The sequence below is a fragment of the Nocardia sp. NPDC050712 genome, from assembly GCF_040654295.1.
GTDB lineage: Bacteria > Actinomycetota > Actinomycetes > Mycobacteriales > Mycobacteriaceae > Nocardia.
The window spans coordinates 492,998-507,443 of sequence record NZ_JBFAHT010000004.1 but is presented as its reverse complement, the minus strand read 5'-3'; the positions used below and the strand labels follow the sequence as shown (position 1 = coordinate 507,443).

Genomic DNA, 14,446 nt, shown 5'->3' with positions numbered 1-14,446 from the left:
CATGGTCGAGACGCAGCGCACCGAGCCGGAATCCGAACCCGTCGCAAACCCGGGCGAGCCCCCGCGCGCGGCGAGTATGGTGTGGGACGCCTGGGGTGTCACCGCCGGACAGCAGCCACTTTCGGCGCAGATCCGGGGCCTGCTGGCGCAGGTGTTCGGCGTCTCCGGCGACCCGGTGGCGCGCCGCGATGAGGGCGACGTGCCGCTTCGCGAGTCGGCCCTGACGCCGGTGCAGCGCAGCGGGTTGGTCGCGGTGGTCGGCGCGGCACACGTGTCGACCGACCATCACGATCGCCTGGTGCGCGCCGGCGGCAAGAGCACTCCCGATCTGCTGCGCCGCCGCGCCGACTCCCCGCAGGACGCGCCCGACGCGGTCGTGTTCCCGGCCGATCACGACGAGGTGCTCGCGGTGCTGGAGTACTGCGCCAGCAACGAGGTCGCGGTCGTCCCGTTCGGCGGCGGCACCAGCGTGGTCGGCGGCGTCGACCCGGTGCGCGGGCGCTTCGCCACCGTGATCGCGCTGGATCTGCGCCGCCTGACCGCGGTCTCGGGGATCGATCCGGTCAGCGGCACCGCGACGCTCGGCGCCGGTCTCACCGGCCCGCAGGCGGAGGAGCTGCTCGGTGCGCATGGTCTCTCGCTCGGACACTTCCCGCAGAGTTTCGAATTCGCCAGCATCGGCGGTTTCGCCGCCACCCGGTCCTCCGGGCAGGCCTCGGCCGGCTACGGACGCTTCGACGATATGGTCCAGCGCCTGAAAGTCGCTACGCCCATGGGGACTTTGGCGCTGGGCCGCGCCCCGGCCTCGGCCGCCGGTCCCGATCTGCGCGAACTGTTCGTCGGCTCGGAGGGCACGCTGGGCGTGCTCACCGAGGTCACCCTGCGGGTGCATCCGAAGCCGGAAACCATCGGCTACCAAGCTTGGTCGTTCCCCGACTTCGCCACCGGCGCCGCCGCGCTGCGCGCCGTGGTGCAGGCCGGCGCCGCGCCCACCGTGCTCCGGCTCTCCGACGAGGCCGAGACCGGCCTGAACCTGGCCCGCGCCGGCGACATCGGCGGGCAGTCGGTCACCGGCTGCCTGGCGCTCACCACCTTCGAAGGCTCACACGCTCACGTCGCGGCCCGCAGCGCCGAAGCGAGCGCGCTGCTGAGCGCCGCCGGCGGCACCGCGCTGGGGGAGACCCCGGCCCGGGAGTGGGAGCACGGCCGCTTCAAGGCCCCCTACATGCGCGACGCGCTGCTCGACGCCGGCGTGCTGTGCGAAACCCTGGAAACCGCGACCACCTGGTCCAACCTGTCCGAGCTCAAGGCGAAGGTTACCGCGGCCCTGACGGATTCGCTCACCGAGCAGGGCACACCGGCCCTGGTGATGTGCCACATCTCGCACACCTACCCGACCGGCGCCTCGCTGTACTTCACCGTCGTGGCCAAGCAGCTCGCCGACCCGATCACGCAGTGGCGCATCGCCAAACAGGCCGTGGGCGACGCGATCATGGCGGCCGGCGGCACCATCACCCACCACCACGCGGTCGGTACCGACCACCGCCAGTGGATCCCGGGCGAGGTCGGCGATCTCGGCGTGCGCGTATTGCGCGCGGTGAAAAAGGAATTGGACCCCGCGGGCGTCCTCAACCCTGGAAAACTGATCTGATGACATCGGCGTCACCCCTCAGCTCGGCCCTGGTCGTCACCAACCGGCTCTCCGGTCTCGGCAAGGGCCACGATGTCGCCACGGCCGCCATCGCCCGGCTGGCCGAGCGCGGCGTCGAAGTCACCGAGATCCGCGCCCCCTCGGCGGCGGAATCGGTTCGCCTGGTGCGGGATTCACTCGGCTCGCCGGATTCCCGGCCCGATGCCGTCATCTGCGTCGGCGGCGACGGCTTGATGAACGTGATGCTGGAAGCCGTTGCGCAGACCGGTGTTCCGCTCGGTCTGGTGCCCAGCGGCACCGGCAACGACCTGGCTCGTGCGCTCGGCGTGCCCACCGACGCCCCGGAGGCCGCCGCGGATCTGGCGGTGGCGGGCAAGACCCGGGTGCTCGACCTGGGCCGCATCGAAGCGGCCGGCGCGGCCCCGATGTGGTTCGCGACCATCACCGGCACCGGCTTCGACGCGCGGGTCACGCTGCGCGCCAACGACATGCGCTGGCCCAAAGGCCCGCTGCGCTACACCTTCGCGGCGCTGGCCGAACTCACGGGCGGTCTGTCGGTGCCCTACCGGATCGAGCTCACCGGCGTCGTGCCCGGCGTGGTCGACAATCCGGCGGGCGACACCGTCCTGGACACCGACGCGGTCATGGTCGCGATCGGCAACACCCGCACCTACGGCGGCGGCATGCTGATCTGTCCCGACGCCGAACCCGACGACGGCCTGCTCGACATCACCGTGGTCGGTGCGGTCCCGCGCCTGGAAATGCTCAAGCTGCTCCCGGCGCTGTCCGCGGGCAAGCGCATCGATCACCCGGCGGTCACCCAATACCGTTCGGTCGCCGTCACTTTGACGGCCGAGGGCGCACCGGCCACCGCCGACGGTGAACCGGCGGGCACGCTCCCGATCACGCTGCGCGCGGTACCGGGCGCGCTGACGGTGCTGGTGCCCTGAGCTTCCTGCTGGGGTTCCGCTCAGGGTTCGAACGCGACGCGGTGCAGGCGATTGATGGTGGTGCGATCGACCAAAACGGCGGAGCGGGCGGAGCGGACCGGGGAGCGCGGCTCCTCGGCCGTCATCCGCTCGGTCATCCGGGCCCACCGGCGGCAGTGCAGCGTGAAGAAGAACCCGTTGACCCGGCGCCCGCGCGCGTACTGACCGGCGCGGGCCACCGTGGGCGGCACATCGAGCATGACCAGGTGTAGCTCGCGCCCGTAGCGCACCGACCAGCGCGCGATCAGCCGCCGGGCCCAGCCGAAGGTGGCGCAGTCGTGGATCACCACCGGGCCGCGCGCGTCGCGCAGGGCCGCGCGAATGCCCGCGTAGTGCGCGACGTGCACCACCGGCCGCCACAGCGGGTACGGAATCCAGCCGAGCCTGTGCCGCAGCCGATTTCGGGTGTGCTGGGAATCCAGCACGATCGAACCCGCGGGCCCCTGCGGTGCGGCCTCCAGGTCGGCGGTCGCGCCGAAGAACATCCGTAGCGCGGTGCTCTTGCCCGCCCCGGGGACGCCCGCGAAGATCAGCGCCGAGGTTGGCGGGTAACGCAATTCGTCGAGCGCGGCGCCGCGTAGATCGTGGATCGCCGCCGGCGTCAGGGTGTGCGTGCCGGAATCTTCGAAAGACGCGGCGCGGTACCCGGGATCGGGGAAGTGTGGCACGGGTAGAGCGTCGAGCGGGGGGTTCACCCCTCCTAGCGTTCACCAGTTCGCCACGGTTCGGCAACCGGGAAAACCCTGAATTTCCACCGGATTTGCCCCGATGTGGACCCGATTACCCGTCCGACCAGCCGGTTTTGCCGGGCCTACGCTTTGCTCTTCGGGCGGGCCCGCACGTGCATGCGCTCGCCCTGACTGCCGAACAGGCTCAGGATCTCCACCGGCCCGCGCCCGGTACTGCCGAACCAATGTGGTTGGCGCGTATCGAATTCCGCGGTCTCGCCGGGGCCGAGGATCAGATCGTGCTCGGCCAGGATCAGCCGCAGCCGCCCCGAGAGCACATAGAGCCACTCGTGGCCGTCGTGCACCCGCGGATCCGGGTCGCAGCGATCCGCCGGGATGACCATCTTGAACGCCTGCAGTGGCCCGGGCTGGCGGGTCAGCGGCAGGACGGTCATGCCGTTGACCTTGCGCGGGGCCGAGTGCACGCGCGGGTCGGCGATCTTCGGCGCGGCGACCAGCTCGTCCAGCGGCACCTGCAAGGCCATCGCGACCGGCAGCAGCAATTCGAGGCTGGCCTTGCGCTGCCCGGACTCCAGGCGCGAGAGGGTGCTCTTGGAGATGCCGGTGGTCTCGGCCAGTGCGGTCAGCGTGATGTCGCGGTGGGTGCGCAGCGCCTTGAGCCGGGGTCCGATCCCGGCCAGGGTGCCGGCGATGCCGGGCTCGTTCTGCATGTCTCCAGTTCACCTCGGTTTCCCGGAAATGGCAATCTTTGTTGCCGAGATCGCATCCAGGCGGCAACCTGGTCGGCGGAGGTGATCGTCGAATGAACGAAACATATGACGTAGTGATCGTGGGTGGCGGCGCGGCCGGGCTGTCGGCGGCCCTGGTGCTGACCCGGGCGCGACGGCGGGTCGCGGTGATCCGCGGCGGCGCGCCGCGCAACGCGCCCGCCCAGCACATGCACGGCTTTCTCTCCCGGGACGGGATGCCGCCCCTGGACCTGCTGACGACCGGGGCCGCGGAGGTGGCCGGGTACGGCGGCGAACTCGTCGACGACGAGGTGATCGGCGCCGAAAGTGCCGCCGATGCCGCGGGATTCACCCTCCGGCTGGCCGGTGGCCGGGTCCTGCGCGCTCGTCGCGTGCTCGTCGCGACCGGGCTGCGCGATGTGCTGCCCGAGGTGCCGGGCGTGCGGGAACGCTGGGGCGTCGACGTGCTGCACTGCCCGTACTGCCACGGCTACGAGGTCCGCGACCGGCCGATCGCCGTGCTCGGCGGCACCGACGCCGGCGCCCGGGCCCGCGCGGTGCACGTCGCGCTGCTGCTGCCGCAGTGGTCGGCCGACGTCATCCTGTTCGGCAACGACATGACCCTGTCCGCGGACGAGCGGGACCGGCTCGACGCGCGAGGCGTGCGCGTCATCGAGGGCGCGGTGGCCCGCCTGGTCGTCGACGGCGCGCTGCGCGGCGTGGAACTGGCCGACGGCCGCGCCGTCGGGCGCGAGGCGATCTTCGTCACGCCGGAGTTCGTGCCGAATTCGGCGGTGCTGTCCGAACTGGGCTGTGACTTCGACGAGGCCGGCTGGGTGCGGGCCGACCGCTCCGGGCACACCAGCGTCCCCGGCGTCTGGGCGGCGGGCAACGTCGTCGACCCGGCCGCGCAGGTGATCGTGGCCGCGGGCGCGGGCTCGGCGGCGGCCATGGCGATCAACGGCGATCTGGTGCTCGCGGACACCCAGGTCCGCGTCGGCGCGAGAAACTGAGAATTACTTATGGATTCGGGGCCTGGCCTCGGATCGCCGGTAAGCTCATGGGTGTAGGCGAAGTCTTCGGTGTCCCTCATCCACCGAAGACTTCGCCTTCTGTATTTCCGCCGAATGCTCGCCGGTAAGGGCGCGGGGGATGCGCGTCCGCGCCGACTACTAGAATGCCTGGGTGACCAGCGCAGCCTCTGAGAAGCCGAATCGTGCCGACGCCCTCCCCAAGAGCTGGGACCCCAGCCAGGTAGAGAGTGCGATGTACGAGCGCTGGGTAGACGCCGGTTATTTCGCGGCCGACGCCTCCAGTGACAAGCCGCCGTACTCGATCGTGCTGCCGCCGCCGAATGTCACCGGCAGCCTGCACATGGGCCACGCCCTGGATCACACGATCATGGACACCCTCTCGCGCCGCAAGCGCATGCAGGGCTATGAGGTGCTGTGGCTGCCCGGCATGGACCACGCGGGCATCGCGACCCAGTCCGTGGTGGAGAAGCAGCTCGCCGTCGACGGCAAGACCAAGGAAGATTTCGGCCGCGAGCTGTTCATCGACAAGGTCTGGGACTGGAAGCGCGAATCCGGCGGCCAGATCCAGTGGCAGATGCGCCACCTCGGCGACGGCGTGGACTGGAGCCGCGACCGCTTCACCATGGACGAGGGCCTCTCGCGCGCCGTGCAGACCATCTTCAAGCGGCTCTACGACGCGGGCCTGATCTACCGCGCCGAGCGGCTGGTGAACTGGTCGCCGGTGCTCAAGACCGGCATCTCCGACCTCGAGGTCGACTACAAGGACGTCGACGGCGAACTCGTGTCGCTGCGCTACGGCTCGCTCGACGACAACGAGCCGCACGTGATCGTGGCCACTACCCGGGTGGAGACCATGCTCGGCGACACCGCCGTGGCCGTGCACCCCGAGGACGAGCGGTACCGGAGCCTCATCGGGACCACCCTCTACCACCCGATCACCGAGCGGCAGATCCCGATCGTGGCCGACGACTACGTCGACCCCGAATTCGGTTCCGGCGCAGTGAAGATCACCCCCGCACACGACCCGAACGACTTCGAACTCGGCCTGCGCCACAACCTGGCGATGCCGACGATCATGGACGAGTCCGGCAAGATCGCCGGCACCGGAACCGAATTCGACGGCATGGACCGCTTCGAGGCGCGCGAGCAGATCCGGCTGCGGCTGGCGGCCGAGGGCCGCGTGGTCGCGCGCAAGCACCCGTACGTGCACAGCGTCGGCCACTCCGAGCGCTCCGGCGAACCGATCGAACCGCGCCTGTCCATGCAGTGGTGGGTCAAGGTGGAGTCGCTGGCCAAGTCCGCCGGCGACGCGGTCCGCAACGGCGAGGTCAAGATTCACCCCGCCAGCCAGGAACCGCGCTGGTTCGACTGGGTCGACAACATGCACGACTGGTGCATCTCGCGCCAGCTGTGGTGGGGCCACCGCATCCCGATCTGGTACGGCCCCGAGGGCGAGATCGTCTGTGTCGGCCCGGACGAGCAGGCGCCGGAAGGCTTCGTGCAGGACCACGACGTGCTCGACACCTGGTTCTCCTCGGGCCTGTGGCCGTTCTCCACCATGGGCTGGCCCGAGTCCACCGCCGAGCTCCAGAAGTTCTATCCCACCAGTGTTCTCGTCACCGGCTACGACATCCTGTTCTTCTGGGTGGCCCGGATGATGATGTTCGGCATGTTCGTCTCCGACGACCCGGCGCTGGCCGCGGGCAAGACGGGCAAGCAGGTGCCGTTCCAGGATGTGTTCCTGCACGGCCTGATTCGCGACCAGTTCGGCAAGAAGATGTCGAAGTCGCGCGGCAACGGCATCGATCCGCTGGACTGGATCACCGAATACGGTGCGGACGCAACGCGATTCACCCTGGCCCGGGGCGCGCAGCCGGGCGGTGACCTGTCCGTGGGCACCCCGCACGTGACCGCCTCGCGCAGCTTCATCACCAAGCTGTTCAACGCCACCAAGTTCGCGCTGATGAACGGCGCCGAGCCGGGCGAGCTGCCCGCGCGCGAGACGCTGACCGACGCCGACCGCTGGATCCTGGACCGCCTGGACGAGGTTGTCGCGGACACGGATTCGACGCTGGACCGCTACGAGTTCAACAAGGCCTTCGAGGGCCTGTACCACTTCGCCTGGGACGAACTGTGCGACTGGTACCTGGAATTGGCCAAGGTGCAGTTCACCGACTCCGAAGAGCGGGCCGCCAGTACCCGGATCGTGCTCGGCAACGTGCTGGATTCGCTGCTGCGCCTGCTGCATCCGGCGATCCCGTTCGTCACCGAATCGCTGTGGCAGGCGCTCACCGGTGGCGAGTCCATCGTGATCTCGGCCTGGCCCACCGGCTCCGGCGTGCCCGCCGACTCGGTGTCGGACCGCCGCATCGCCGACACCCAGCGCCTCATCACCGAGATCCGCCGGTTCCGCAGCGATCAGGGTCTGGCCGACAAGCAGAAGGTGGCCGCCAAGCTGATCGGCCTGGACGCCGCCGACCTGACCGCCCAGCAGGCCTCGGTGGCCAACCTGGCCCGCCTGACCGAACCCGGTGCCGACTTCGCGGCGACCGCCTCGCTCGAGGTTCGCCTCAGCACCGGCACCGTGACCGTCGAACTCGACACCTCCGGCTCCATCGACCTCGACGCCGAACGCCGCCGGCTGGAGAAGGACCTGGCCGCCGCCGAGAAGGAACTGATCCAGACCGCCGCCAAGCTCGGCAACGAGGCCTTCCTGGCCAAGGCGCCCGAGAACGTGGTCGACAAGATCAAGGGCCGCCGCGAGGTCGCCACCGCCGAGGCTGCCCGGATCAAGGCGCGCCTGGCCGAACTGGAGGGCAAGTGAGCGACCCGGAAGGTATCGACTACGACGGCGACAACCCGGAACCGGAGCGGCAGTTCGCGGCGCCGGAACTGAGTGCGAGCCCCTCGCCGGTGGATCTGGCCGAAATGGCCCTGGTGGAGGCCGAACTCGACCGGCGCTGGCCGGAGACCAAGATCGAGCCGTCGCTCACCCGCATCGCCACCCTGATGGATCTGCTCGGCTCGCCGCAGCAGAGCTACCCGGCCATCCACATCGCGGGCACCAACGGCAAGACCTCGGTCACCCGGATGATCGACGCGCTGCTCACCGCGCTGCACCGGCGCACCGGCCGCATCGTCAGCCCGCACCTGCAACTGGCGACCGAGCGGATCAGCGTGGACAACGCGCCGATCAGCCCGGCCCGCTACGTCGAGACCTATCACGAGTTGCAGCCCTACCTCGAGATGATCGACAAGCAGTCCGCGGAGGCGGGCGGGCCGCAGATGAGCAAGTTCGAGGTGCTCACCGGGATGGCCTTCGCCGCCTTCGCCGAGGCCCCGGTCGACGTGGCCGTGGTGGAGACCGGGCTCGGCGGCACCTGGGACGCCACCAACGTGATCGACGGCCAGGTCGCGGTGATCACCCCCATCGGGCTGGACCACACCGACTACCTCGGTTCCGACCTCACCTCGATCGCGGGGGAGAAGGCCGGAATCATCAAGCGCGCGCCGGACGACCTGCTGGTACCGCGCGACACCGTCGCGGTGATCGCCGAGCAGGAACCCGAGGCGATGGAGGTGCTGCTGCGCCGGGCCGTCGAGGTCGACGCGGCCGTCGCCCGCGAGGGCGCGGAGTTCCGGGTGCTGGCCCGCCAGATCGCCGTCGGCGGACAGCAACTCGAACTGCAAGGCCTCGGCGGCGTCTACGACGAGATCTTCCTGCCGCTGCACGGCGAGCACCAGGCTCGCAACGCCGTCCTCGCGCTCGCCGCGGTGGAGGCGTTCTTCGGCGCGGGCAAGGACCGTCAGCTCGATATCGAGGCCGTGCGGTCGGCCTTCGCGTCCGTCGCGAGCCCGGGCCGGATGGAACGGATGCGCAACGCGCCCACCATCTTCATCGACGCCGCGCACAACCCGCACGGCGCCAAGGCGCTGGCCGCCACGCTCACCGCGGAATTCGACTTCCGCAAACTGGTCGGCGTCGTGGCCGTACTGGCCGACAAGGACGCCGCGGGCATCCTGGAAGCGCTGGAGCCGGTGCTCGACGAGATCGTCGTCACCAGCAACGGCTCGCCGCGCGCCCTGGACGTGGACAGCCTGGCCAATCTCGCGGTGCAGCGGTTCGGCGACGAGCGCGTCGTCACCGCCGACACCCTGCCCGACGCCCTGGAGACCGCCATCGCGCTCGCCGAGGAAGCGAGCGAGGCGGGGGAGATGGTCTCCGGCGCCGGTGTCGTGGTGACCGGGTCGGTCGTCACCGCGGGCGCGGCCCGCTCCCTGTTCGGAAAGAATCCAGCGTAAAGGTGTTATCCGTGAGTGCTGCCGAGGAGACCGTTCCCGCCCCCGCGACCGATCCGTGGAAGGGGTTCCGCGGTGTGATGGCCGGGACGCTGATCCTCGAGGCCATCGTGGTGCTGCTGGCCCTGCCCGTGCTCGCCGCGGTCGGTGGCGGGGTGACCTGGGTGTCGGGCACCTACTGTGTGGCGCTGGCGTTGCTGATGATCCTCGGCGCGGGCGTGCAGCGCCGGTCCTGGGCGATGCTGTTCAACCTGGGCCTGCAGGTCCTGGTGCTGCTCGGGGTGTTCTTCCACCCGTCGATCGGGGTCATCGGCGTGCTGTTCGCGGTGGTCTGGGGCTTCATCCTGATCCTGCGCAACGATGTGCGCCGCCGCATGGAGGCCGGTTTGCTGCCGAGCCAGCGGATCCAGCGCTCGTCCTAGTCGAGCAGGGTTGCCCCGTTGTCGCCTCGACGGCGCCCTCTATGCTGTCGCCGTGACTGAACAGACGTTGGTACTCATCAAGCCGGACGGCGTTGCGCGCGGCTTGACCGGTGAGATCCTCGCCCGGATCGAGCGCAAGGGCCTCAAGATCGTCGCGCTCGAGCAGAAGAACGTGACCGAAGAGGTCGCCAAGGCGCATTACGCCGAACACGCGGAGAAGCCGTTCTTCGGCTCGCTGATCGAGTTCATCACGTCCGGCCCGGTGGTCGCGGCCATCCTGGAGGGTCCGCGCGCCATCGCCGCGTTCCGTCAGATCGCCGGCGGCACCGACCCCGTCGAGAAGGCCGTACCCGGCAGCATCCGTGGCGATTTCGGCCTGGAAACCCAGTACAACCTGGTGCACGGCTCCGATTCGACCGACTCCGCCAAGCGCGAGATCGCCCTCTGGTTCCCGGAATTCCCCGCCTGATTTTCACCGCACGTGGAGTGCACTGAGCGGTCGTCATCGGCGTGTCAGGTTCGTGAGCGAGCTTGCGAGCGAACCACAAGCACAGCGCCCACGGGGCGCGACTTGACCGAGCGCTAGCGAGGTTAAGTCGTGCGCCGATGGCGAACGAGCGGTGCCCGGTGTGGGATACTGGCAGTGGTTGCCACAGGCGCCGACTATTCGCGCAGGTACGCGGATTATCGGAGCCGGGCAACCGGATGACACCGCGGTTCGATGCCGATCATCGCTGCCACGGATGTCCGCGCCCACATCGGGGCGCGGAGGTTCGCGTCGGCATGCTGGATGAACGCTCACCCCGCGGAGTTCAGCCAACAGCCAGGCACCGTATGACCAGTGAGCCCGACCGACGCGAACCGTTGGCGGTAACCGGACACGCGGTGCGAGACCACACAACCTCGCGCCACCGGCGTGAGGTGAACGAACAGCGCCCCCGCGTCGGCCGCGTTACTCCATACCGGGAGGGACGCGCCCGGGGGCCCGAGGAGACTTCGTGGCCGATCAAGAGCCGCAGGAAACAACATCACAGGATGCCGATCAATTGCCGGAACGAATCCGAGTTCATGCACTTGCCAAGCGGCTGGGAGTAACGAGCAAACGCATCCTGGCCAAACTCACCGAGTTGGGCTCCGACGCGCGTAGCGCACAGTCGAACGTGGATCGGGCCGTCGCGGAGTCCGTGCGCGACGCGCTGGCCGAGCCCGAGGCCGAAACCCCAGCTCCCGAGCCCGCGGCAGCCGCCGCCCCCGAGCCCGCGCCGGCCGCGCAGTCCGGCTCGCTGTTCTCCGCGCCCGAGCCGCAGCACGGTCTGCCGAACCCGGGTAGTGGTTCCACCGAACCGGCTCACCAGCCGTCGGTGCAGCTGTTCACCCATCTCGATCGGGAAGAACCGCACGCCGAGCCGGTGGTGTTCGAGGCCGCGACCAGCGTCGCCGTGCCGCTGTTCCTGCCCCCGGACGCGTCCGCGGTCGAGCAGGTGCGCAAGCAGCGCCGCTCGCGCCGCACCGAGGAGAAGGAACGCCGCGTCGAGGAGCCGCCGGCCGAGACCGACGAGGTCGAGGACACGAGCGTCGAGGACGAAGGCGACAACAACGACCAGTCCGGTGACGACGGCGATCAGCCGCGCCGCCGCCGTCGTGGCCGCCGTGGCCGGGGCCGGGGCCGGGGCGAGCAGAACGCCGACGGCGAGGGCGACGACAACGACGCCGACGAGGACAGCAACGCGCCGGAGTCCGCGGAGTCCGGCGATGCCGCCGAGAACGATGACAACGACGGCGACGACGACGAGACGAACAGCGACGGCTCCACCCGCCGGCGCCGGCGCCGGCGGCGCCGCAAGGTCGGCGGCGAGGGCGCGGACAGCGATTCCTCCGAGGACGATCCGCCGAACACCGTCGTGCACGAGCGTGAGCCGCGCAACAAGAGCCGCACTCGCGCCAACGTCGACGAGGTGCAGGGCATCACCGGGTCCACCCGGCTCGAGGCCAAGCGTCAGCGCCGCCGCGACGGCCGGGAAGCCGGTCGCCGTCGTCCGCCGATCCTGACCGAGTCGGAGTTCCTGGCCCGCCGCGAAGCGGTGGACCGGGTCATGGTGGTGCGCGAGAAGCACTTCGCCGGTGTCGGCAACTCCGAGCATCCGATCACCACCCAGGTCGCCGTCCTCGAGGACGACATCCTGGTCGAGCACTTCGTCACCAACACCGGTTCCGCGTCGATGGTGGGCAATGTCTACCTCGGCCGGGTGCAGAACGTGCTGCCCTCGATGGAGGCGGCGTTCGTCGACATCGGCCGCGGCCGCAACGGCGTGCTCTACGCCGGTGAGGTGAACTGGGAGGCCGCCGGGCTCGGCGGTCGCGAGCGCAAGATCGAGCAGGCGCTCAAGCCCGGCGATCAGGTGCTGGTGCAGGTGTCCAAGGACCCGGTGGGGCACAAGGGCGCCCGACTGACCACTCAGATCAGCCTGGCCGGTCGCTTCCTGGTGTACGTGCCGGGCGGTACCTCGACCGGTATCAGCCGCAAGCTGCCCGATACCGAGCGCAAGCGGCTCAAGGAGATCCTGCGCGACATCGTGCCCGCCGACGCCGGCGTCATCATCCGCACCGCGTCCGAGGGCGTGGCCGAGGACGAGCTGGCGCGCGACGTGGAGCGGCTGCAGGCCGCCTGGCGCACCATCGAGAAGGCCGCGACCGACAAGAGCAGCGGCACCAAGACCCTGTACGAGGAGCCCGATCTCCTGGTCAAGGTCGTGCGTGACCTGTTCAACGAGGACTTCTCCCGGCTCGTCATCGAGGGCGACCGCTCCTGGTCGACGGTGGAGACCTACGTCCGCACCGTCGCACCGGACATGCTGGATCGCGTGCAGCGGCACGAGAACAACGGCGTGGACGTCTTCGAGGCCTTCCGGATCGACGAGCAGCTGGCCAAGGCCCTGGATCGCAAGGTGTGGCTGCCCTCGGGCGGCACCCTGGTGATCGATCGCACCGAGGCGATGACCGTCGTCGACGTCAACACCGGCAAGTTCACCGGTGCGGGCGGCTCCAACCTGGAGGAGACGGTCACTCGCAACAACTTGGAGGCGGCCGAGGAGATCGTGCGCCAGATGCGGCTGCGCGATATCGGCGGCATGATCGTCGTCGACTTCATCGACATGGTGCTGGAGTCCAACCGCGACCTGGTGCTGCGCCGGCTCACCGAGGCGCTGGGCCGGGATCGCACCCGGCACCAGGTGTCGGAGGTGACCTCGCTGGGCCTGGTCCAGATGACGCGCAAGAAGCTGGGCACCGGCCTGGTGGAGGCGTTCTCCACGACCTGTGAGCATTGCCACGGTCGCGGCATCGTGGTGCACAACTACCCGGTGGAGCCGTCGTCGTCTTCGTCGTCCTCCTCGGACGACGGCGCGGGCCGCAACAAGGAGCCGGGTTCACGGCGTCGCCGCGGTCGCGACAAGGGTGCTGCCCCGGCCGCACCGGCCGCCGAGACCACGGCGACCGCGCCGGTCGAGGAAGAGCACGAGTCGCCCGAGCAGATCGCGGTCAAGCGGGCGCATCCGGTGGCCCTGGCCATGGCCGCGCATCACGAGCACGACGACGACGAGGCCGTCGTGGCGACGCCCGAGCAGGACGCCGCCGACGAGGTGGTCGCGGTGTCCGAGGAGGCCGTCGCGACGGTCGCCGAGGAAGTCGCGACGCCGGAACCCGAAGCACCGGCCCCCGTGGCCGAGAAGCGGGAACGGCGCCGTTCCCGCCGGTCCGAGCCGGCGGCGGCGAAGCCCGCCACCGAACCGGTGGCCGAGCCGTCGCCGGAACCCGAACCGGCCGCACCCGAGCCTGCCGCACCCGAGCCGCCCGCTGTCAGCCCCGCGGCTGCCAACGGTGCGGCGGAGGCGCCGGCGGAGCGACCGGCCCGCAGGCGGCGGGTGGCCCGTTCGGCCGCCGCACCGGCGGCCGACAGCGCGGGCGCGGTGTTCGTGCTGTCCAGCGTCGAGGAGCCCACCGCACCGGTGGTCGATTTCGAGGCCGAGCCAGTGCCTGCCGAGCTGTTGCAGCGCAAGCCGCGGCGGCGGGCAGTGGGCCGTCCGGCGGGCCCGCCCGTCGAGTAGAAAGAGTTGCCAGATGGCTGCGGGACCCGCGAATTGGGTCCCGCACCCCAGGTCTGGTAACCTTGGCCGGTCGCTGCCTGGTGATGCGCGTGCCTGTTCGCACAGATGCCGCGCCCCGTGCAGCAACCAGCCAAGAAACGAGTCGCGTCGCACCCTGCGGCGTGTCTCAGCACGAGTAGACATCATTCGAGTGGAGGAAGCCGACCGATGGCAACGTACGCAATCGTCAAGACCGGCGGAAAGCAGTACAAGGTCGCGGTCGGTGACCTGGTGAAGGTCGAGAAGATCGAAGGCAAGCCGGGCAGCGCTGTCGCGCTGGCGCCGGTCCTCGTCGTCGACGGATCCGACCTGACTACCGACGCCGCGAAGCTGGCCAAGGTCTCTGTGGCCGCCGAGGTCGTCGAGCACACCAAGGGCCCGAAGATCCGCATCCACAAGTTCAAGAACAAGACCGGCTACCACAAGCGCCAGGGTCACCGTCAGCCGCTGACGGTCATCAAGGTCACCGGCATCAAGTAAGACATCCCGAGG

General features: G+C 69.9%; 11 protein-coding genes. 9 read left to right on the top strand and 2 right to left on the bottom strand.

The genetic code is table 11. The features are described 5' to 3' along the window. Nucleotide 1 precedes the first annotated feature (1 nt). The gene (locus AB0H76_RS30590; RefSeq protein ID WP_357330488.1) at nt 2-1,651 is read left to right on the top strand and encodes an FAD-binding oxidoreductase; all 1,650 of its coding nucleotides are present in this window, start codon (nt 2-4) and stop codon (nt 1,649-1,651) included. After that, nucleotides 1,651-2,601: a YegS/Rv2252/BmrU family lipid kinase gene (locus tag AB0H76_RS30585; RefSeq protein WP_357330487.1), complete on the top strand. Its 951-nt coding sequence runs from the start codon at nt 1,651-1,653 to the stop codon at nt 2,599-2,601. The genes AB0H76_RS30590 and AB0H76_RS30585 overlap by 1 nt, the downstream gene beginning before the upstream one ends. A 20-nt stretch (nt 2,602-2,621) precedes the next feature. Here AB0H76_RS30585 and AB0H76_RS30580 read toward each other — a convergent pair whose 3' ends face one another. Together AB0H76_RS30580 and AB0H76_RS30575 are read right to left on the bottom strand one after the other, a co-directional pair. Beyond that, nucleotides 2,622-3,308: an AAA family ATPase gene (locus AB0H76_RS30580; RefSeq protein WP_357330486.1), complete on the bottom strand. Its 687-nt coding sequence runs from the start codon at nt 3,306-3,308 to the stop codon at nt 2,622-2,624. Nucleotides 3,309-3,451: 143 nt separating this feature from the next. Then, on the bottom strand, nt 3,452-4,039 hold the full coding sequence (locus tag AB0H76_RS30575) for an XRE family transcriptional regulator (protein WP_357330485.1): 588 nt from the start codon (nt 4,037-4,039) through the stop codon (nt 3,452-3,454). 92 nt (nt 4,040-4,131) lie between these two features. Here AB0H76_RS30575 and AB0H76_RS30570 point away from each other — a divergent pair, with 92 nt between their 5' ends. The 7 genes from AB0H76_RS30570 (at nt 4,132) to rplU (ending at nt 14,434) form a co-directional block, all read left to right on the top strand. Next, nucleotides 4,132-5,070 (top strand): NAD(P)/FAD-dependent oxidoreductase, encoded by a 939-nt coding sequence (locus tag AB0H76_RS30570; RefSeq protein WP_357330484.1) that lies wholly within the window; start codon nt 4,132-4,134, stop codon nt 5,068-5,070. Nucleotides 5,071-5,242: 172 nt separating this feature from the next. Next, nucleotides 5,243-7,915: a valine--tRNA ligase gene (locus AB0H76_RS30565; protein WP_357330483.1), complete on the top strand. Its 2,673-nt coding sequence runs from the start codon at nt 5,243-5,245 to the stop codon at nt 7,913-7,915. A 104-nt stretch (nt 7,916-8,019) separates the two neighbouring features. After that, nucleotides 8,020-9,393: a folylpolyglutamate synthase/dihydrofolate synthase family protein gene (locus AB0H76_RS30560; RefSeq protein WP_357330928.1), complete on the top strand. Its 1,374-nt coding sequence runs from the start codon at nt 8,020-8,022 to the stop codon at nt 9,391-9,393. A gap of 77 nt (nt 9,394-9,470) precedes the next feature. Next, nucleotides 9,471-9,812: a DUF4233 domain-containing protein gene (locus AB0H76_RS30555; protein ID WP_357330927.1), complete on the top strand. Its 342-nt coding sequence runs from the start codon at nt 9,471-9,473 to the stop codon at nt 9,810-9,812. Between the two features lie 52 nt (nt 9,813-9,864). Beyond that, complete coding sequence (gene ndk, locus AB0H76_RS30550; RefSeq protein WP_357330482.1) at nt 9,865-10,281, top strand: nucleoside-diphosphate kinase; 417 nt, start codon at nt 9,865-9,867, stop codon at nt 10,279-10,281. 529 nt (nt 10,282-10,810) lie between these two features. Beyond that, nucleotides 10,811-13,915 (top strand): translation initiation factor IF-2 N-terminal domain-containing protein, encoded by a 3,105-nt coding sequence (locus AB0H76_RS30545; protein ID WP_357330481.1) that lies wholly within the window; start codon nt 10,811-10,813, stop codon nt 13,913-13,915. Between the two features lie 207 nt (nt 13,916-14,122). Beyond that, entirely contained in the window at nt 14,123-14,434 is a 312-nt protein-coding gene (gene rplU / locus AB0H76_RS30540; RefSeq protein WP_357330480.1) for a 50S ribosomal protein L21, read from the top strand. Nucleotides 14,435-14,446: the final 12 nt, after the last annotated feature.

Coding starts and splice junctions, on each gene's coding strand:
- AB0H76_RS30555 (WP_357330927.1), top strand. CDS start 9,471: ATGGCCGGGACGCTGATCCTCGAGGCCATCGTGGTGCTGCTGGCCCTG.
- AB0H76_RS30585 (WP_357330487.1), top strand. CDS start 1,651: ATGACATCGGCGTCACCCCTCAGCTCGGCCCTGGTCGTCACCAACCGG.
- rplU (WP_357330480.1), top strand. CDS start 14,123: ATGGCAACGTACGCAATCGTCAAGACCGGCGGAAAGCAGTACAAGGTC.
- AB0H76_RS30560 (WP_357330928.1), top strand. CDS start 8,020: ATGGCCCTGGTGGAGGCCGAACTCGACCGGCGCTGGCCGGAGACCAAG.
- AB0H76_RS30590 (WP_357330488.1), top strand. CDS start 2: ATGGTCGAGACGCAGCGCACCGAGCCGGAATCCGAACCCGTCGCAAAC.
- AB0H76_RS30575 (WP_357330485.1), bottom strand. CDS start 4,039: ATGCAGAACGAGCCCGGCATCGCCGGCACCCTGGCCGGGATCGGACCC.
- AB0H76_RS30570 (WP_357330484.1), top strand. CDS start 4,132: ATGAACGAAACATATGACGTAGTGATCGTGGGTGGCGGCGCGGCCGGG.